The sequence below is a fragment of the Hoylesella pleuritidis genome, from assembly GCF_963541955.1.
GTDB classification, from domain to species: Bacteria; Bacteroidota; Bacteroidia; order Bacteroidales; family Bacteroidaceae; genus Prevotella; species Prevotella pleuritidis.
On record NZ_CAUTUT010000006.1, the window covers coordinates 23,855 to 43,833 of the forward strand.

The window sequence follows — 19,979 nt, forward strand, 5'->3', positions numbered from 1 at the left end:
GTCGGCAGGCCTTTCCTGCGGAGGGAGTCCATACGGGGCTCCCTTTTCTTTCGTGGTGTTTCGGGCTGGGAAAGCAGCTCGCGGTATTGAAAACGAAAAGAATCCCGGGTAATGGGATGTTACTCGGGATTCTTTTTGTTGGAAATGAGAATGTTATTTCGTATTACTCTTGATGGCAGAGTTGTAGTCTGTTTCTCTGTTCGGTATCACCCACGTCCACGCATTGGCTTCTTCGGGCTTGATGGTCTTGGCAAAGGTCTCGTGGAAACTGCCGCCTTTGGCGAACGTTTTGCGGATAATAGGTTGTTTCCAACGCTTGAAATCGAACCAGTCGAAGCCCTCGCCCCACAGGTCGAAACGGCGATAGAGCTTGACTTCGGTCAGAAGATCGTTGCCCGTTTTGGTGCACGTGTAAGACGGGTCGCGGCCGCTGGTCTTGTTCAAGGCCACAAGTAGCGCCTGGGCTTCGGCCTCTTTACCTAAGTGGCAATCAGCTTCGGCCTCGGTGAGGTACATCTCTGCGGCGCGGAACAGACAGAATTCGCCTACCCCGGGATTGACAACGGCCTGCATCTTAAACTGCATATAAGCGAAGATCTGCGATTTCGCATTCAGCTTGGAGCCATAATCGGCTTTCGCTTTTTTGGTCAATGCCTTATCGGCTAAGCCTGTTGCTGTATTGAACGGCAAGTTGCCCGGGTCGAGGAATATCGCCTTGCGAACGTCGGTTGCAGGAATCTGGTCGTAGAGTTCCTTGCTGATGGCACACGGATAGTTACGGCCTGCACTTGCATTGCTGTTGCTTCCCTGGTAAGCAAAGAACTGATAAAAGTACAATGTCTCTTGGGCATTGCTGTAAACGCTCCAAATCCATTCCCGGTTAGGTGCGTTGAAGCCTCCGTCAACATATTCTTTATTGGTCATCAGCTTGTAATTCTTACGGGCAAGTGCGGCATATTTGGCAGCGTTTTCCCAGTCTTCGCGCGTCAGGGCGGCACGGGCATAGATGGCATAAGCCACATCTATGTTGACGGCATAGTTTTCTTTGGAATTCCGGTCTTGTCCCGATGCCGTGTAACCGGCGATGGCCTCGTCGAGATCTTTATAAATCCGGGCATACGTTTCGGCCAAAGTGGATGCGGGAAGATCGCCTTTCGACTCGTCTATTCGCAGCGGGAGGCCCCGGCTTGCACCGTTGTTGCTGTCCTGCCAGCGATGAGAATAGAGCTGGCTCAACATCAGATAACAGTAAGCGCGGAATGTAAGTGCCTGGGCTTTGAGAAACTGTTTGTCGGCGGCAGACCCTGTGGCGTTGTCCACTTCACAGATAATGGTGTTGGCATTGCCGATGATTTTGTAGTAATAAAACCACGGGTAATAGTCGTAAATGGCTGTACTTATCTCGTGATATTCTGCATTTATTATCGGCGACCACCCGGTGAGATTGCATTTCTGGAAGTCGTTGCCCGGATAATTGGCATACCACGTGATGATGGTACCTTCGCCGTTGAATCCCTGGGAGCTCAAATATTGGGTCGACATCAGTCTGCTCAGTCCGTTAACGGCCAGTTTCACGTTCTCTGTCGACTCGAAGATCGTCTTCTTGTCGGTGTCGTCCGACGTGGTGTTCAGATAGTCGTCACTGCACGCATTGAATGCGAGGGCAGCGGCGGCAAGCCATATATAGATTGATTTTTTCATACGATTGTGTTGTTTTTAATGAGTTAGAACTTGACGTCGAGTCCTATCGTGAATACCCGCGGAGTAACAAGATAGTTGTATTGCGTACCGTTAAACGATTGCTGCGGGTTCATTCCGCGACGTGCAGTGAATGTAGCGAGATTTTCGGCAGTGACGCTGAGGCGCACGCTTTCAAGTTCGAGCGCACGAATCCAAGCCTTGGGCAACTGATAAGCAAGGTTGACATTCTTGATTACCAGATAGTTGGCGCTGGTCAGCCAGCGTGAAGATGTAGCGTTATTTTCCTTACTTGTGGTGCTGTTTATCTGCGGAATACCGCCATACCACATACGGTCGGGCGATGTGGCGGTCATCCCTTCTGGAGCTGCTTTCCACGATTTGAGTACGTCGCGACTGTAATTCTGCGGATTGTTACTCACCGACATCAAGTCGGCATAGTTGCTGTCATAAACCTTTCCACCCAAAGAGTAGGTGCACAGGACGGAGAGTGAGAGCGACTTCCACCGCACCGTGGGCGTGAAACTGCCGTAGAGCTTGGGAATAGCAGAGCCGTGATATTCTCTCATTGCATAGGTCGTGTTGTTGACATAATACTCGCCGTTGATCTGTGTTACCTTGCTTGTGATATCGTCTCCCGACTTGTTGCCCACGATGTTGCCGGCAGCATCCTTGTAATGATAATTGTCGGTGTTCACTTTATACATCGAGTTACCCGTCAGCCGGTCTACTCCCACATAACTGTATGTGAAAAACTCGTAACGGCTTCGGCCTTCGACGATTTTGAAAAAACCCGAAATAATGCCCTTTTTGTTCTGCTCCGGCAGTTTCAATACCTTGTTTCGGATAATCGAGGCATTCGTTGCGAAGTTCACGGTCCAATCTTTCGACTTATAGATATCTACATCGGTGTTGAACTCGAGGCCCTTGTTGCCGATAGTGCCGAGGTTCTTTGTAATGGAAGCCACAGCACTGCTGTTCTCCGTCGGACCCGCAGACAGCGGCATATAAACATCGAAAAGCAGGTCACGGTTACGGCGATCGAAATAGTCGATGCTGATATTCCAGCGGTTGAAGAGGCGCGCATCGATACCGATTCCGAGTGAAGAACCGGTCTCCCATTTCAATTTTTCGTTACCGATTTGCGAAAGATAATAAGCCCCTTTATTGTTGTTCTTCGTACCGCCGTAAATCGAAAGGTAGGCGTAATAGCCCGATCCGGCGTCGTTTCCTACCAAACCGTAGTCTGCACGCAGCTTCAGGCTGTTCACCCATTTGACGGAACGCATAAAGTCTTCGCGTGAAATCATCCAGTTGGCGCCTACACTTCCGAAGTTACCCCATCTGCTTTCTTTGTAGAATCGTGACGACCCGTCGCGGCGGAATGATACTTCGGCCGTGTATTTGTCGTCATAATTATAGCGCACCCGACCTAAATAGCTTTCCGTGCGATAGTTGTCTTCATAGCCGTTCAGCCCTGTCAGTTCGGAGAAGTTAGACAGATTGTTGTGTCCGGTGAGTATTTGCTCGCTCTTTCTGCCGGTCAAAACGTCGTAGTTATAAGCATAATTCTCGTGTCCGAGCAAGGCGCTTACGGTGTGTTTGTCAAATGCTCTTCCCCAGTTCAGCTGTTGCTGGAATGTGTAATTCTTGTATCTGGTCATTCTTCTGTCTACTCTTCCGTGATTGCCTTTTCCGTTTCCGATGGTCGGGTTGTCGAAAGAGTGTCTCTCGTTGTTGCGCAGTCCGAGCTGTCCTTTCACTGTAAAGGTGAAATCTTGCAGGAACTTGATGTCCATATAGAATGTAGACTCAATGGTATTACGGATATTTCGGTCTTTGTCCAATTCGTTTTCCCAGATCACGTGGCGGTCGGGATATTGGTTGCGGGTAAGCACCGTGTTGCCGTCTGCATCGGTATAGCTGCCCGGATCATACTGTTTGTTTCCGTTTGCATTCAACCGATAGCTTCCGTCTGCATTGTGCAGATGCACCGGATAGATAGGAGCGATTTGGCGACAATACATAAATGCATTCTTGAAACTGCTGTCGCCACTGTCTGAAAAGCTGGATTTCTGGTGGCTGGCAGCCAGTGTGAAGCCTGTGGTCAGCCATTTCTTGGGGCGGAAATTCATCTGAGCCCGCCCCGTCAGGCGCTTGAACGAAGCACTGGTTACATAACCGTTCTCTTTCAGATAGCCCACGGAGAAGTAATAGTCGCTCTTATCCGTGGCGGCATTACCGCTGAGACTATATTCCTGGCGTGCTCCGTGGCGGATTGTATTGCTGTACCAGTCGAGGTCGTCGGCATAGCCCGGCAGGATGCTTGCATCTGAAACAAGGCGGCCGTTGCTGTCGAAAAGCTGGTCGTTGGCCTTGTTGAAAATGTTCAGATAGAGCCGGTCACGAATCAGATTCTTGGTAGCGTAAGCTCCGGCAGCGGCTGCATCGTCGCCCGCAGATATCCGGGAGTTGCGCAGGCTCATCCAACTTGTCTCCATAAACTCGCGCGGGTTGAGCAGTTTATACTCCTTGATACCTCTCGAATAAGTACCTTGGCTCAGGCGCAAGTTCAGCGACAGCTTACTCGAAGTGCCTTTCTTGGTGGTAATCAGGATGACTCCGTTAGAGGCACGGTTACCATACAGTGCACTCGATGCGGCGTCTTTGAGCACAGTGATGCTCTCGATGTCTACCGGGTTGAGGTCGGAAATGTTGCCGTTGAACGGTACGCCGTCCAGCACGTAAAGCGGACTGCTGCTGCCGTTGACCGTTCCGAAACCGCGAATGCGTATCGCTGCATCGCTGCCCGGCTGTCCGTAAGTGCTGTTAATCTGTATACCCGACGTCGTACCTTCCAATGCCGAGGTTACGCTCGACACGGGACGGAGCTCTATTTTCTCCTTACCTACTTGTGAAATGGCGCCTGTCAGTGTAGATTTCTTGGCCGAGCCGTAAGCCACCTGCACCACAACCTCGTCGAGACTGCGGGCATCCGACTCCAAGAAAATCTTCATTTCGGGCTTGATAGTCACCGTCTGCGATTTCATTCCGACGTAAGAAATCAGCAGCGTTTTGGCCGAATTAGGTACGTTGCGGAGCGTAAATCGGCCATCGATGTCTGTTGCCGTGCCGGTCTTTGTACCGCTGATAACTACCGAGGCACCCACGATGGGCTCATTGTCTTCGGCCGAATAGACCGTACCTTTGACTGTTCGTTGGGCCATTGCGTTACCGACGCCGATGAACCAAACGGTCAATAATAAAATGATTTTTCCTTTCATAAAGTGCTTAATAATATTGATTTGATGTTCTATTTGATGGTATTGTATACCAGATAGTGATAGTTTGGTAAGCGCAAAGATAGAAAAAGTTTTTCGTAAATGTTCATAAAAATCTATTTTTTTTATTTTATGCTGTAAAAGATGGAAAGAGAAGGGTGGTAATTTATCACCGATCGCCTTGCAATTAACGTTTGATTGCAGTGTGTTTAACCGTCGGTCGGCGTGTGAAAAGCCGTTAATAGCACAGCGAGCAGCGGCGAATTGTCAGGCAGAACAATTAAAATGCGGCAAAAGGTTGCACTTTTTTGTAAATTGTATTACCTTTGCCGTAACAATCCAAAACAACGAGACGTATGCAGACAAGATGTCATTTATCCGTACTTATACACGAACAGGCAAAGAAATACGGCACGAAACCCGTCATCACGTTTCGCAATTTCGGTAGTCTGAAATGGAAAACCGTGACGTGGAACCAGTTCTCTCTGCGCGTGAAACAGGTGAGTAATGCGATGCTCAACCTCGGAATCAAACCGCAGGAAAACATTGCCGTGTTCTCGCAAAACTGCATACATTATCTTTATACCGATTTCGGCGCTTACGGTGTGAGGGCTGTCACGATTCCGTTTTACGCCACGAGCAGCGAGCAACAGATTCAATACGTGATCAACGATGCCGCCGCTCGCTTCCTCTTCGTGGGCGAACAGGAGCAGTATGACAAGGCTCACCGCATCTTTGCACTGTGCCCCACGCTCGAGAGAATCATCATCTTCGACGACAGCGTGCGTATCAGCACCCACGATCCCAATGCCCTTTACTTTTCGGATTTCCTTGCTTTGGGTGAGAATCTGCCGCGACAGACCGAGCTGGAGCAGCGCTGGAAGGAGGCCTCGGACGACGATCTGTGCAACATTCTTTATACCAGCGGCACCACGGGAGACAGCAAGGGCGTGATGCTCAGCTATGGGCAGTATGCCGCCGGGCTTGAGGCTAACGATCGATGCGTGCCCATAGGCGAGACCGATCGTGTGATCAACTTCCTTCCTTTCACGCATATCTTCGAGCGGGCGTGGACCTACCTGTGCCTGAGCGAGGGTGCAGAACTGATCGTCAACACCTATCCCAAAGAGATTCAGCAGTCTATGCGTGAGACGCATCCCACGTGTATGGCGTCTGTTCCGCGGTTTTGGGAGAAGGTGTATACGGGTGTCAAGGATCGGATCGATAATGCCGGAAGTTTCCAGCGTAAGCTGTTTCTGCGGGCGTTGGCCGTGGGACGGCGGTACAACGTTGAATATCTGAGTCGTGGCAAGCGGCCCCCGCTCGCCTTGCAATTGGAATATAGGATGTATAACAAGACGGTGTTGAGTCTCGTCCGCAAGCAGTTGGGATTGGAAAAACCCAATATTTTTCCCACGGCAGGCGCCACGGTGTCGCCCGAAGTCGAGGAGTTCGTCCACGCCATCGGCATTCCGATGCTCGTTGGTTACGGTCTGACGGAGAGCTTAGCCACTGTTTCGTGCGACCATAAGAATGCGCCTTACACCATCGGATCAGTGGGAAGGCCCATTGAAGGCATTCAGATTAAGATTGGAGAAAACAACGAAATCTTGCTCAAAGGTCCCACAATCACCCGCGGTTATTACAAGCGCGAGGCGTTTAATGCCACGATTTTCGATGCCGACGGCTTCTTTCGAACCGGCGATGCGGGGTATCTGAAAAACGGAGAGCTCTATCTTACCGACCGCATCAAGGACCTTTTCAAGACCAGCAACGGCAAATACATCGCCCCGCAGATGATCGAAACGATGATGCTGGTAGATAAATACATCGATCAGGTAGCTGTAGTTGCCGACCGATATAAGTTTGTCTCGGCCTTGGTCGTGCCCGAATTCAGGCTGATCGAGGAGTGGGCCCGCGACCACGACATACCGTTTACCAGCAGGGAAGACCTCTGTGCCAGTAGCAAAGTGCGCGATATGCTGAAAGAACGTATCGATACGCTGCAACAACCGCTGGCCAATTACGAGAAAATAAAATACATCACGCTGCTGCCTCACCACTTCTCGCTCGAGAGCGGAGAGCTTACCAACACGCTGAAACTGCGCCGAGCTATTATATATAAGAATTATAAAGAGCTTATCGATAAGATGTATGAGGAGCAACCGGACACGCAGCGCGATATCGCCAGTAACTGATTCAAGATGATTACAGCAGAACAACTCAAAGACGTAACGGCAAGGGCCGATGCACTTAACCGTTATCTCAATATCGACCGGAAGAAAGTAGAGTTTGAAGAAGAGCAACTTCGCACGCAGGCTCCCGACTTCTGGGACGACCCCGCACGTGCACAGGAGCAGATGAAGAAGGTAAAGGGCATCGAGAAATGGCTCGACGGCTATCGCGAAGTGCGCCAATATACCGATGAGCTGCAACTGGCTTTCGACTTCTATCACGACGAAATGGTAACCGAAGAAGAGGTGGATGCCGACTATCGAAAGGCTGTTGCTGCCATCGAAAACCTCGAACTGATGAATATGCTGCGTCAAAAGGAAGACCCGATGGACTGTGTCTTGAAGATCAACAGCGGCGCCGGAGGCACGGAAAGCCAAGACTGGGCACAGATGTTGATGCGAATGTACATGCGATGGGCTGAAAGCCACGGCCATCGGGTAACGATCAGCAACCTGCAAGAGGGTGATGAGGCCGGCATCAAGAGCGTGACGATGGAGATAGAAGGCGGCGAATATGCCTACGGCTACCTCAAAAGCGAAAACGGCGTGCATCGACTCGTGCGTGTGTCGCCGTTCAACGCTCAGGGAAAGCGTATGACGAGCTTTGCAAGTGTCTTCGTTTCGCCTCTTGTCGACGATACCATCGAGGTGTATGTAGATCCCTCGAAGGTGAGCTGGGACCTCTTCCGGAGTGGCGGAGCGGGCGGACAGAACGTCAATAAAGTGGAGACCGGTGTGCGCCTGCGCTATCAATACACGGATCCCGACACGGGAGAGGAAGAGGAAATCCTTATCGAAAACACCGAGAGTCGCAAGCAATTGGAAAACCGAAACAATGCAATGCGTCTGCTCAAATCGCAACTCTACGACCGGGCAATGAAAAAACGCCTCGAAGCACAGGCCAAAATCGAGGCTGGAAAGAAGAAAATCGAGTGGGGAAGTCAGATTCGTAGCTACGTCTTCGACGACCGTCGGGTGAAAGATCATCGTACAAGCTACCAGACAGCCGATGTCGACGGTGTGATGGATGGCAAAATCGACGGCTTTATCAAAGCTTATCTAATGGAGTTTCCGGTGAGGGAAGAGGAGTGAAGCGGCCCCATTGAGTAAGGGAGAGTTCTCTTTTTCTTTATGGATTGAGCATATATAATATGGAGACAGCAGGACAGATAACAAGACGGCGGACGACATTCAGACTTAGGCAAGACCTTTTAGAACGTTTGAAAGAAATTGACCTGGAGCATTTTGACGCATTTGTCGCGTCTCTCGAATGAATCATTTATCTATCTGTTAATCAATTCGGACAATCTAAACAATAAACCTAAAATAACGAAAAACTATGAGTGAAAGAAGTAAACGACACCGCGCAGCGCGCGAGGCTAAGCAAGAGCAACAGGGAAAGAAAGTCTTCGGCTGGGTTCTTGGCATATTGATAGCCCTCGCCGTCGTGTTCCTGATTTATTCGATGATGGCATAATGAGCGGCTTGGAGATTGAAAGAAAATTCTTGGTGAGGAAAGGCGACGCGTTCAAACGGGCCGCCTTTTCAAGTGTACGCATACGACAGGGCTATATTCCTGCCGACGGTGCCACCGTCAGGGTGCGTATACGCGACGACAAAGCCTATCTTACCATCAAGAGTCGCTCTGTAAACGGCGGAATGACACGCTATGAATTTGAAAAGGAAATCACGCCCGACGAGGCCGAAAGCCTGTTTAAACTCTGTAAGGGCGGTTACATTGACAAACGCCGTTATTTAGTGAAAAACGGTCGGCATACCTTTGAAATTGATGAGTTTTACGGTCTGAACGAGGGGTTAATCATTGCAGAGGTGGAACTGAAAAGTGAAACCGAACCCTTTGAAAAGCCCGATTTCATCGGCGATGAAGTCACGGGCGACAGCCGTTTCTACAACTCTCACCTCCTTGTTTACCCCTTCTCTGTCTGGGGCGACACCTTGCCAACAGACAGCCGATAAGCAGTGCCAACGTGGCTCCTATCGAGTTGGCCGCAAAATCCAGCCAATCGCCGCTGCGCCGCCCGCCCGTACAGTAAGCCTGTAACAGTTCGATAAGACCGCTCATTGCGATGAGCGCTACCCAGCCCAGCGTCAGCAATCGCTTCCATTCTACCATTCGGTGCACTCGAAGATACTCGATCCATATCACCAGGCACGTTCCTAAGTACATTATCGTGTGCACCCATTTGTCCATAAACTGTACACCGTCGAGTGGGGTCTGCGGCGGCGTGCAGAAACACAGCACCCAAATCAGGGCTATACACAGGCAAGACAATGGGTATTTTTTCAATAATCGTCTCATTGTTTACAGTTTCAAGTTGTCCGCATCTTTCTTTTTCTGTGTCTGCAAAGGTATAAAATCTTTCCGATACCCTTGCTTTTATTCGCTGAATATATAAGAAATGTAGGTCTACACACAAGATTCGATTCGGAAAAAACGGCGGAACGGAGAGGGAGTTTGTACGGAGCGGGAGGGGTATTCAAAAAGGATCCCGTACAGTTTCGCAACTCACGAGATCCTACCAACCTTTTTACCCAGTAAAAAAACTTACTACCTACGGGTTGGCCGGGTCTTTTATCCGTAGATTCCGACCCAATCCAGTTATCCCTTTTATGATAATGAGATTTCTCATTTCTGCTGAATCATATATTGTTTTATAATCCGTTCAAACGGCTGAAATACCGATTGCTACGGGAGTTCTCCGTTTTTTGATGATCTTTCCGGCATCCCCTTCTGTCGATTGAATAAACAGTTGATTATCTCCTCAAATTACATAGGTACGGAAATAAGTGCCTGCAACCGAGGGTGTCGTGCGATATGTGTATTCATTGTCATAGGTGTTAGGGGGTTAGTACATTGAGTTTAGAGTTTGTTCTCATTCGATTCCCGTTCTCGTTCGTTGTTTTCGGTCTTGATACATCTGATTTTCGGGTGACATAATATCATAAAGAGATTCCCCTTTCAAATATTTTTAGCAAATATATACAAAAAAAATGAGACTGTCAAATTAATAACATACATTAACATAAGTGTCGGGCGAAAGAACGAGAGGACACTCGATATATCCGTGTAGAGGCTATCGGTGTATCGAACTGTAATCAGACGAAAGAGCAAAGATTCTCTGTGTTCTTGTGTTGGGGGCGATCGGCGTATCACTCCGCAGTTAGGCTGGTTGGTTTGTGTAGGTTCTACGGCTCGTGATACACCTCTGCGCCATCTTGGGAATCAGAAACAAGATGGTTGTGTTACTCAATTGGATCTGGAATTACGTTATTTATAACCAGTTGCTGCGCCTCATCTTTTTCACAGGAAAGTCCCATTCGAATGAAGTCTTAGCCCTCTGAGTTAGGGGGTGGAGAGCTGAACAATAGAGGAACGCGTATATGTGGTAACCGATTAGCGATTAAATGGATGGTAACTAACGGTTGAATGTCGTGCGAAAAACGGTTAAACGCACGGCATTTAACCGTTAATTATATCCTATTGATTACCAGTACTTTATCGTAATAGCAAATTATAGATATAAGACTTGTCGTATATGCGGCAAGTCCTTTTCTGTTTTGAGACGCGCGCTATTCAATCTTCAAAAGTCATTCTGCGTGAGCACGCTTTCCAATTCTTCTGCCGACAGCCGCAAATGGAACGTGCCGTTGAGGGCCACGGCTATGCGGCCGGTCTCTTCGGAGACGACGACCACAAGAGCATCGCTGGTTTGCGACATTCCCAAAGCAGCCCGATGGCGCAGTCCCAAAGACTTGGGGATATCCTGGTTGTGCGATACAGGCAGGATGCAACCGGCCGCTTTGATTCGCTTTTTGGAAATAACCATCGCGCCGTCGTGCAACGGTGAGTTTTTAAAGAATATGTTTTCGATGAGCCGTTGCGTGATGTTCGCGTCGATAATGTCGCCCGTTTCTACGATGTCATCAAGCGGAGTGGTTCGCTCTATGACAATCAGCGCACCCACCTTGCCCTTAGCCATACTCATACAAGCCATCACGATGGGCAGGATGGCTGTCTTGTCAACATTCTTTTTGGCGTCGGACGAGAAAAATTTCATTATGAACCGGAACCGCTGATGGGCTCCCAAGGAGTATAGAAACTTGCGAATTTCTTCCTGGAAGAGCACGATCAATCCGATGACTCCCACGCTCACGAGTTTATCCATAATGCTTCCGAGGAGTCGCATTTCAAGGATTTGGCTCACGAAAAGCCACACAAGAATAAACACGATGATGCCGATGAAGACGTTAAGCGACCTGCTTTCCTTCATCAGTCGGTAGAGATAAAATAACATCAGGGCCACTAAGAAGATGTCGATGACGTCTTTAATGCCAAGTTCAAAGAACATATTGCAGCGTATTGGGTTATGAGTGGGGTTGCATCATTTGGAAAATTCGCACACATTCTACGGCTTCGCGCACGTCGTGCACACGCAGGATGTCGGCTCCTTTGGCAAGAGAGATGGTGTTGAGCACGGTTGTTCCGTTGAGCGATGTGGTCGGGTCGCCGCCGAGGAGTTTGTAGATCATCGACTTGCGTGATATGCCCACCAAGATGGGCAGCTCCATTACACATAGCCTTTCGGCTTCAGCCAGCAGTCGATAATTCTGTTCCAATGTCTTGCCGAAGCCGTAGCCGGGGTCGAGGATGATGTCTTTCACGCCGAGATCGCGCAGCTGTTGTACTTCGCGTGCAAACGAAATGAGCATCTCGCGCAGGTCGGGCTGAACAGACATTAATATATAAGGTGTGCCGAGTCGAGCCGCCATACGAAACATTGCGGGATATTCGGCGGCCTCGGATGCCAACGGTCGGTTGGCCACTCCTGTGATTCCGCCTTCCGAAACGTCGTTGATGATGTCGGCACCGAACTCTTCTACGCTCATCTGTGCTACTTCGGGGCGGAACGTGTCGACCGAAATCACGGCCTCGGGGAGCTCTCGGCGCACGATCTGTAATGCTCTTCGCATCCGCGACATTTCTTCTTCGGCAGTCACTTCTGCCGCATTCGGTCTTGTAGAAAAGGTCCCGATGTCGATGATTCTGCCGCCTTGCTCGATAATTTCGTGGGCTCTTGCCGCAATGGCCGTATCTGTTTGGACACGGCTTCCGGCGTAAAACGAGTCGGGTGTCGCGTTCAGAATCCCCATCACAACGGGTTCCGACAAGTCCATCAAACGTCCGTGTACGTTGATCGTATAGTCTTTCATCTGTCTGTGTTATGCTCTTTTGCAAAGGTAACAAAATGTTGAGAATCCCCCAAAAAGATGAGATAAAAGATATTTAAATCGTGGGGTGCGCAGCGAAAATGAATAAATCGAGGGGCAGATGCAGACGGATTACAGGAATTTTACTACTTTTGCAGGAGTATAAAGACCATTCAGCAGACATTGACAATGGAAATATCAGAACTTTACAAACTGTTCGTTGCTCACCCGACGGTCACGACCGACAGCCGCAATTGCCCCGAAGGAAGTATCTTTTTCGCACTGAAAGGCGCATCGTTCAATGGCAATCACTTTGCCGAAAAGGCTTTGGAGCAGGGCTGTTCTTATGCCGTTATCGACGAAGACACGGCCCGTCGCAGCGTTGAAGACTCGCGGCTTATCCTCGTAGACGACTGTCTGAAAACACTCCAACAGCTGGCCAACTATCATCGGCGTACACTCGGCACGCCGGTTATCGGCATAACGGGTACCAACGGCAAGACAACCACCAAGGAACTGGTATCTGCCGTGCTGGCCGAAAAGTATAACGTGCTCTTTACCGAGGGCAATTTCAATAATGATATAGGTGTACCTAAGACGCTGCTGAGGCTTACCCGCGAACACGAATTGGCTGTTGTGGAGATGGGAGCGAGTCATCCGGGCGATATCCGCACGCTCGTCGACATCGCAGAGCCTGATTTTGCTCTCGTCACCAATGTGGGGAAAGCCCATCTGCAAGGCTTCGGCAGTTTTGAAGGGGTGATGAGAACCAAGGCCGAACTCTATGATTTTATGCAGGTGCGACGCCCCGACGGACTCATCTTTATCAATGCCGACAACGCGTTTCTGGGTGAGATGCGCCGTGATCATTGTCCCGGCGTTCGATGCGTCACCTATGGACAGGGGAAGGAAGACGGTATTCGGTTTCACGGTGAGGTGATAGATTGTGCCCCGTTCCTACACTTTCGTTGGCGTGAAGAGGGTAAATCCGCAGATTGGAACGATGTCCGGACCCACTTGATTGGGGCTTATAATCTCGACAATATGCTCGCAGCCATCAGCATCGGCATACATTTTGGCGTGTCGGCTGCGCAGATCGGCAATGCACTTGCGCGTTATATTCCCGGCAACAACCGTTCACAGTTAGAAGAAACGGTGCACAATCATCTGATAATGGATGCTTACAATGCCAACCCGACGAGTATGAACGCAGCCTTGCTCAACTTTCGCGATATGGCCGTCGGCCCTAAAATGGCTATTCTTGGGGATATGCGCGAACTGGGAAAGCAAAGCCTTGAAGAGCACGCAAAGGTTGTTTCGCTGCTTGAAACATTGCCCTTTGAGGAGGTGTGGTTGGTGGGCGAGGAGTTCAGCAGAATCGAATGCCGTTTCCGCAAGTTTGCAAATGTGGAGGAAGTCAAGGCCGCCCTCTGCGCCCATCGCCCCGAGGGATTCTATATTCTGATTAAAGGAAGCAACGGCATCCATCTCTCTGGGTTGCCCGAATTACTCTGACCGGTTTGCCGTTTTTCAAAAAACGTATCGTGCGTTAGCTGCCATTGCGCGACCGAACATCATAAAACCCGGAAAGTTTCAAACAACTTCCCGGGTTTCTTTCATCTTCGTACTTAGAAAAAATACCTTTAATTAAAGATTTGGATTGACTGTGTTCCACTCCGATACGGGCGGAACGATATTGAGTGTTATCAACTCATCGCGCATCTTGCACAAGTGTTCGTAACTTGCGTCGAGCTTGGCGTTCTCCTCGGCAGTACCCTGCGGCACCTCGAAATGAGCGCCCGTGGTGTCGAGTGTGGTCTTCATTGCCATCATAATATGGTCGTACTTGTCGGTCTTGACATATGTTCCGACGGGGAAACGGAACGGTTCACCGCCCATCACCGAGCGAATCATCTCGACGGAGAGGTATGCCGGGCTTTGGAAAGATGAACGTCCGCGCAGTTCGATGATCTTAGCACCGCCCTTGGTGACGTCTGTTTTCATCTGTTCCCACTCTTCTTTGGGGAACGCGGGTGTACCGATTATCTCGGTAAGAGGCTTTCCGTCGATGGTCACTTTCGACCCGAAGACTGCCATTTGCTCGCCGTGTCCGCCGTAAGTAGCGCACCCTTTCACTTCGCTTTGCATTACGTTGAATTTCTTAGCCAATGCGCTCTGCAAGCGAGTCGAGTCTAATGCGGCCAACGTTGTTACCTGCGAGGGCTTCAAACCCGAATAAAGCAGTGTTACAAGACCTGTTAAGTCGGCAGGATTGAATATGATAATCACGTGCTTTACATCCGGACAATACTGCTTGATGTTCTTACCCAGACCCTCGGCAATTTCACAATTGCCTTTCAAAAGGTCTTCGCGGGTCATTCCGGCCTTACGGGGTGCACCGCCGGAAGATATGATATATTTTGCGTTTGTAAATGCTTCGCGTGCGTCTGTGGTCGCAGTGATCTTCACATCACCGAATCCGCTCTGGCGCATTTCCTCTGCCACACCCTCGGGCGAGAATACATCGTAAAGGCAAATGTCACTTGTCAGACCCATCGTGAGGGCTGTCTGAACCATATTCGAGCCGATCATACCGGCTGCTCCGACGATTGTTAACTTCTCGTTAGTTAAAAAAGCCATATTTGTTTATTATTTTTAGTGTTGAATAATGTTTCTTCTCGGCACGCACAAAATTACAAAAAAAACAATGACGAACTGCTTTTCGCGTGGTTTTTATTTGTTATAAAATCTAAAAGTAATGCGCTTTGCTATCTCGATTTAGCAAAACCGAGTCTGCAAGCGGTTGCCGGCCAAGATTCTGATAAATGTGGGTGGCGTTAAGATTTTATGTTGCGAATCATTTGTCGGCATCGGATTTATTGTTTAATTTAGCGCCGTTAAAACCAAAAATTGATGTATGAAAACGATTCAAGACAGGCTTTCCGAACTCCGCGAAGTAATGCATCGCGAACATCTTGCAGCGTTTATATTCCCCAGTACAGACCCGCATAGCGGCGAATATGTGCCTGACCACTGGATGGGTCGCCGATGGATATCGGGCTTCAACGGCTCGGCGGGCACGGCGGTGGTTACAATGCACAGCGCAGCTCTGTGGACAGACTCGCGTTATTTCATTGCTGCTGCCGATCAGTTGCAAGGTTCTGGCTTTACGTTGATGAAAGAACGGATTGACGGGACGCCGACCATCGCCGAATGGATCGGTCGTGAACTCCAAACGTCTGACCTCACCGAGGTGGGCGTCGACGGCTGGGTGTGCTCCCATTCTTTTGTCGAACAGCTGCGTAGAGATCTGCGCGAGCAAGGCGGAATCACTGTTCGCACCAACTTTGATCCGCTTGAATACATCTGGAAAGACCGTCCTGCGATACCCAAGAATAAAGTGGTTGTTCACCCGATGGAGTTTGCCGGCGAGCGCACTGCATCTAAAATAGAACGTGTGCGCAAGGCTTTGCGTGCGCAACACGCCGACGGAACGCTTGTATCTGCACTCGATGACATTGCTTGGATACTCAATCTCCGCGGTTCAGACGTGCATTGCAATCCCGTGTTCGTAGCTTATCTGCTCATCTCTTCCGCGCAAGTCACGCTCTATATCGACCCCGACAAACTCACGCCCGAGGTCGTTTCCTACCTCAAAGGCGAGGGAGTGGGCATCGATGATTATGTCGACGTGCGGAAAGGGGTGGTCGACTACGACGAATATAATATTCTTTTGGATCCCGACCGGCTCAACGACACGCTCTTTCACGCGCCTCGCGTGAAGCAGATTGTGGCTGCGGCATCGCCCGTTCCTTCGCTGAAAGCCGTGAAGAACGAAGCTGAAATCGCAGGCTTTCATCGTGCGATGCTGCGCGATGGTATTGCGATGGTCAAGTTTCTGCACTGGTTGAAGCCTGCTGTTGAGGCCGGCGGACAGACCGAAATGTCGTTAGACGAGATGTTGACGGGTCTGCGTGCAGAGCAACCTTTATTTAAAGGTATCTCGTTCGACACGATTGTGGGGTATGAACAACACGGCGCTATCGTGCATTATGAGGCTACACCCGAGACCGATGTCGCCGTAGAGCCTCGCGGATTGGTGTTGATAGACAGTGGCGCACAGTATGAAGACGGCACGACCGATATTACCCGCACTATTGCCCTCGGTCCGATTACTGATGAACAGCGCCGAGTTTATACCCTGGTGTTGAAAGGATATATCCGGCTTCAGCGCTGCAAGTTCCCCGCAGGCGCGTCGGGCACGCAGTTAGACATCCTCGCCCGAGAGGCAATGTGGCGTGAGGGGCTCAATTATCTGCACGGAACGGGGCACGGCGTAGGCAGTTATCTCAACGTGCATGAGGGTCCGCACCAGATCAGAATGGAGTGGCGCCCTGCCCCGATTGTGGCCGGAATGACCGTGACCGACGAGCCCGGCATCTATCTCGCAGGCAAGTTTGGCGTGCGAATCGAGAATACGCTGCTCGCTGTTCCATACAAATCGACCGACTTCGGAGAGTTTTTGCAGTTTGAAGCGCTCACGCTTTGTCCCATCGATAAGACTCCGATTATCCGCGAAATGCTGTCAGCCGAGGAGGTAGCGTGGCTCAATGCCTACCATCGAACAGTATATGAGCGTCTTGCTCCGCATCTCGATGCATCCGAAAAAGCGTGGTTAAAGGCAGCTACTGAGGCAATATAAGGTTCTCAGTTACAGGTAGAATGACTACAAAGTGTTTTAAATCTTCTAAGCGGTTGATAAGAAATGGGATGTAAATCTCACTGAAAAGTACATTCGTTTATTGAAATGAAAATCCTGATCAAGTGCTTGTTACAGAGGATGAAGTGATGATGGAGTTTGCCAATAAGATAAAAAAGGTGAGGTAATTTCCATAAAATATTTGCATATTTGCGTAAAATGGCGTATCTTTGCACGTGAAAACTTATTCCTTAGGGTATAAGTCGGGCTTTTAGCTCAGTTGGTTAGAGCAACAGACTCATAATCTGGAGGTCCCAGGTTCAAGCCCTGGATGGCCCACTTCGTATGAAAGAGTTTTACGTGTAAGCGTAAAGCTCTTTCATTTTTTATAATAACCAGTGTTCATTCTCCTTGTCTTTTCTTATGATTTCCTTACCATTATGCATTGAAGTGTGAACAATGCAGTTTATGTTTAATGGAGAAAACTTTTGGATTTCTCATTATTACAGCTTTCCTAACACATCATTTAAGGTCTGATGAAGTCTGAAATCAATGAAAAATCGAGTGGAAATACAATGCCTTTTGACATCTTCAAATGTGTATATAAATAAAACCGACACCCCTTTGCAATGTTGAGGTGTCGGAAAAGACTACTTGAAACCGAATCGACGGTTATCTCAAAGATGCGCTTCAAGATGGGCTTGAACCAACGACCCCCTGATTAACAGTCAGGTGCTCTAACCAACTGAGCTATTGAAGCATTGCGAGTGCAAAAGTACATCATTCTTTTGAAACGGCCAAATAATTTGAAGAAAAATTTCGTTTTATGCCTAAATTGCAATAATTTTCGGGTGGAATGCGCGGATTGTGGCTATTAAATCGTACTTTTGCAACAGACAATGGAACTGAGATGTTCGGTGTCTGGAATTTTAACGAATTTGATATGAAAAAACTGATAGCATCTTTGTGTGAAACGATTAACGGCCTTTCGGGCGATGAAAAACCGTTATTCGCTGTCCGATTAACAGCTTTTTGCAAGGCGTTTAATGGTATGTGTGCAAATAGTTGGATATCAATGAGATGGAAAGTGGCTTTGGCCCTTCTTGCGATAGGTATCCCGTCGGTTGCTCAGAACAAAGATCACAATTTCGATGTAGCTAAGAATCTGGATGTTTTCAATGCCATTTATAAGCAGTTGGATATGATGTATGTCGACACGCTTAACGCCGACGAAGTGATCGGAAATGGCATTAATGCAATGCTGCGGAGCCTCGACCCTTATACGGTTTACTTCCCGGCAGAACAGCAGAAGGAGTTGAAAGAGATCTATACAGGCAAGTTTGCGGGCATCGGAGCACTCATCCGATACTATCCGAAACTGAAATACACCGTCATCGACGAGCCTTATCGCGGTATGCCTGCGGCTGAAGCAGGACTGCGTAAGGGTGATATTATCTTGGGCATCGACGATGTTTCGATGGCGGGTAAGGACTCGAAGTTTGTCAGCGAACATCTGCGTGGTACCCCTGGAACCAGCATTGTCCTGCGAATCAAGCGTTGGTCTACCGGCAAGGAGATGCGCGTCAAGGTCACGCGCCGCATTATCAAGCAACCCGCTTTGCCGTATTACGGGATGCGAAAGGGCGGCGTCGGCTACATCAGTCTGCGTCAGTTTACCGAGGGTTGTGCCAAAGAGATGCGCCGTGCGGTGATGGATCTGAAAGCCAAGGGGATGAAATCGCTCATCTTCGACCTGCGAAACAACGGCGGAGGATCGGAACAAGAGGCTGTGGATATCGTCAATATGTTTGTGCGAAAGGGATTGACGATCGTGTCGAACCGTGGTAAGCTCAAGCGCGCCAACCGCGATTACAAGACCGCAGTGGAGCCAATCGATACGCTGATGCCCATCGTCGTCTTAGTCAACGGCGGCACAGCGAGTGCCGGAGAGATTACGAGCGGCAGCCTGCAAGACCTTGACCGTGCTGTAATTCTCGGTTCCCGCACGTATGGCAAGGGGCTCGTGCAGATGTCGGTAGACCTGCCTTACAACGGGAGTCTGAAACTTACGACTAACAAATACTACATTCCCAGCGGCCGATGTATTCAAGCCATCAACTACAAACACAGTAACGGGGGATACGTTGAGCACGTACCCGACTCGCTGACCAAGGTTTTTCACACGGCCAATGGGCGTGAAGTGCGCGACGGCGGAGGCATTCAGCCCGACGTAGAAATCAAACCCGACTCGCTGCCTAACATCGCTTATTATCTCGAATATGTCGATTCCAATTCGGTGTTGATGAACTATGAGGTGGAGTATATTGCCAAACATCCCGCCATTGCGCCTGCATCCGAATTTGAACTAAGTGATACCGACTATGCCGATTTCAAGCAACGGGTGCTCAAAAGCGGGTTCAGCTATGACCGTGAAAGCGAGAAATACTTGAAGAATCTCGTTAAATTAGCCAAATTCGAGGGCTATTATGATGACGCAAAAGCCGAATTCGAGCAGTTGGAAAAGAAGTTGAGCCACAACGTGGAGAAAGATCTGGACTACAATAAAGCTGTTATCAAACAGCTGATTACCAATGATATCGTTACCGCTTACTACTATCAGAGCGGCGCAATTGAGCACTCTCTGCGGTCGGACAAGCAGATGCAGGCGGCCGAAAAACTGCTCAACACGCCACAGGAATATCGTAAACTGTTGCTACCTAAGAAGAAATGAGACGCCGTGCAGATCATAACATCCACTTGATGTGGCTCATCATGGCTTTGGCTTTCATCGTAATCCTGGCAACGGCGATGCTTTTTTATGCCGTCGTTGCCTAACAA

Annotated in this window: 13 protein-coding genes and 2 tRNA genes; 8 read left to right on the forward strand and 7 right to left on the reverse strand. The window is 49.3% G+C overall.

Annotation, left to right across the window (positions count from 1 at the left end):
• Window positions 1-153: 153 nt before the first annotated feature.
• Both RWY97_RS03630 and RWY97_RS03635 read right to left on the reverse strand, forming a co-directional pair.
• Window positions 154-1,701, reverse strand: coding sequence for a RagB/SusD family nutrient uptake outer membrane protein (locus RWY97_RS03630; protein WP_315565577.1), 1,548 nt, complete (start codon window positions 1,699-1,701; stop codon window positions 154-156).
• A 23-nt stretch (window positions 1,702-1,724) separates the two neighbouring features.
• On the reverse strand, window positions 1,725-4,982 hold the full coding sequence (locus RWY97_RS03635; RefSeq protein WP_315565579.1) for a SusC/RagA family TonB-linked outer membrane protein: 3,258 nt from the start codon (window positions 4,980-4,982) through the stop codon (window positions 1,725-1,727).
• Between the two features lie 353 nt (window positions 4,983-5,335).
• Between RWY97_RS03635 and RWY97_RS03640 the strand changes: the two genes are divergently transcribed.
• From RWY97_RS03640 to RWY97_RS03655, 4 genes are all read left to right on the forward strand, one after another.
• Entirely contained in the window at window positions 5,336-7,177 is a 1,842-nt protein-coding gene (locus tag RWY97_RS03640; RefSeq protein ID WP_273175149.1) for an AMP-dependent synthetase/ligase, read from the forward strand.
• A 6-nt stretch (window positions 7,178-7,183) separates the two neighbouring features.
• Window positions 7,184-8,305, forward strand: coding sequence for a peptide chain release factor 2 (prfB, locus tag RWY97_RS03645; protein ID WP_315565582.1), 1,122 nt, complete (start codon window positions 7,184-7,186; stop codon window positions 8,303-8,305).
• 247 nt (window positions 8,306-8,552) lie between these two features.
• Window positions 8,553-8,690 (forward strand): hypothetical protein, encoded by a 138-nt coding sequence (locus RWY97_RS03650; RefSeq protein WP_021584048.1) that lies wholly within the window; start codon window positions 8,553-8,555, stop codon window positions 8,688-8,690.
• A complete protein-coding gene (locus RWY97_RS03655; protein ID WP_315565584.1) occupies window positions 8,690-9,190 on the forward strand; it encodes a CYTH domain-containing protein in 501 nt (166 codons plus the stop codon). Before RWY97_RS03650 ends, RWY97_RS03655 begins: the two co-directional genes overlap by 1 nt.
• Here the strand turns inward: RWY97_RS03655 and RWY97_RS03660 are convergent.
• The 3 genes from RWY97_RS03660 to folP form a co-directional block, all read right to left on the reverse strand.
• Entirely contained in the window at window positions 9,102-9,533 is a 432-nt protein-coding gene (locus RWY97_RS03660) for a VanZ family protein (RefSeq protein WP_315565586.1), read from the reverse strand. The genes RWY97_RS03655 and RWY97_RS03660 overlap by 89 nt on opposite strands.
• 1,282 nt (window positions 9,534-10,815) lie before the next feature.
• Window positions 10,816-11,583 (reverse strand): diadenylate cyclase CdaA, encoded by a 768-nt coding sequence (gene cdaA / locus RWY97_RS03665; protein WP_273175159.1) that lies wholly within the window; start codon window positions 11,581-11,583, stop codon window positions 10,816-10,818.
• A 16-nt stretch (window positions 11,584-11,599) separates the two neighbouring features.
• Window positions 11,600-12,445 (reverse strand): dihydropteroate synthase, encoded by an 846-nt coding sequence (gene folP, locus RWY97_RS03670; RefSeq protein ID WP_315565588.1) that lies wholly within the window; start codon window positions 12,443-12,445, stop codon window positions 11,600-11,602.
• 186 nt (window positions 12,446-12,631) lie between these two features.
• Between folP and RWY97_RS03675 the strand changes: the two genes are divergently transcribed.
• Window positions 12,632-13,957, forward strand: coding sequence for a UDP-N-acetylmuramoyl-tripeptide--D-alanyl-D-alanine ligase (locus RWY97_RS03675; RefSeq protein ID WP_315565589.1), 1,326 nt, complete (start codon window positions 12,632-12,634; stop codon window positions 13,955-13,957).
• 132 nt (window positions 13,958-14,089) lie between these two features.
• On the opposite strand, the gene RWY97_RS03680 is transcribed toward RWY97_RS03675, so the two are convergent.
• The gene (locus RWY97_RS03680) at window positions 14,090-15,082 is read right to left on the reverse strand and encodes a malate dehydrogenase (protein WP_021584021.1); all 993 of its coding nucleotides are present in this window, start codon (window positions 15,080-15,082) and stop codon (window positions 14,090-14,092) included.
• Between the two features lie 277 nt (window positions 15,083-15,359).
• Between RWY97_RS03680 and RWY97_RS03685 the strand changes: the two genes are divergently transcribed.
• Both RWY97_RS03685 and RWY97_RS03690 read left to right on the forward strand, forming a co-directional pair.
• Window positions 15,360-17,144 carry an aminopeptidase P family N-terminal domain-containing protein gene (locus RWY97_RS03685; RefSeq protein WP_315565591.1) on the forward strand — a complete coding sequence of 595 codons (1,785 nt, stop codon included), beginning with the start codon at window positions 15,360-15,362 and terminating at the stop codon, window positions 17,142-17,144.
• Between the two features lie 262 nt (window positions 17,145-17,406).
• A tRNA-Ile gene (locus RWY97_RS03690) sits at window positions 17,407-17,480 on the forward strand.
• Window positions 17,481-17,827: 347 nt separating this feature from the next.
• Here the strand turns inward: RWY97_RS03690 and RWY97_RS03695 are convergent.
• A tRNA-Asn gene (locus RWY97_RS03695) sits at window positions 17,828-17,901 on the reverse strand.
• Window positions 17,902-18,216: 315 nt separating this feature from the next.
• On the opposite strand from RWY97_RS03695, the gene RWY97_RS03700 reads away from it, so the two are divergent.
• Window positions 18,217-19,872, forward strand: a complete 1,656-nt coding sequence (locus RWY97_RS03700; protein ID WP_315565666.1) for a S41 family peptidase — start codon at window positions 18,217-18,219, stop codon at window positions 19,870-19,872.
• Window positions 19,873-19,979 lie beyond the last annotated feature (107 nt).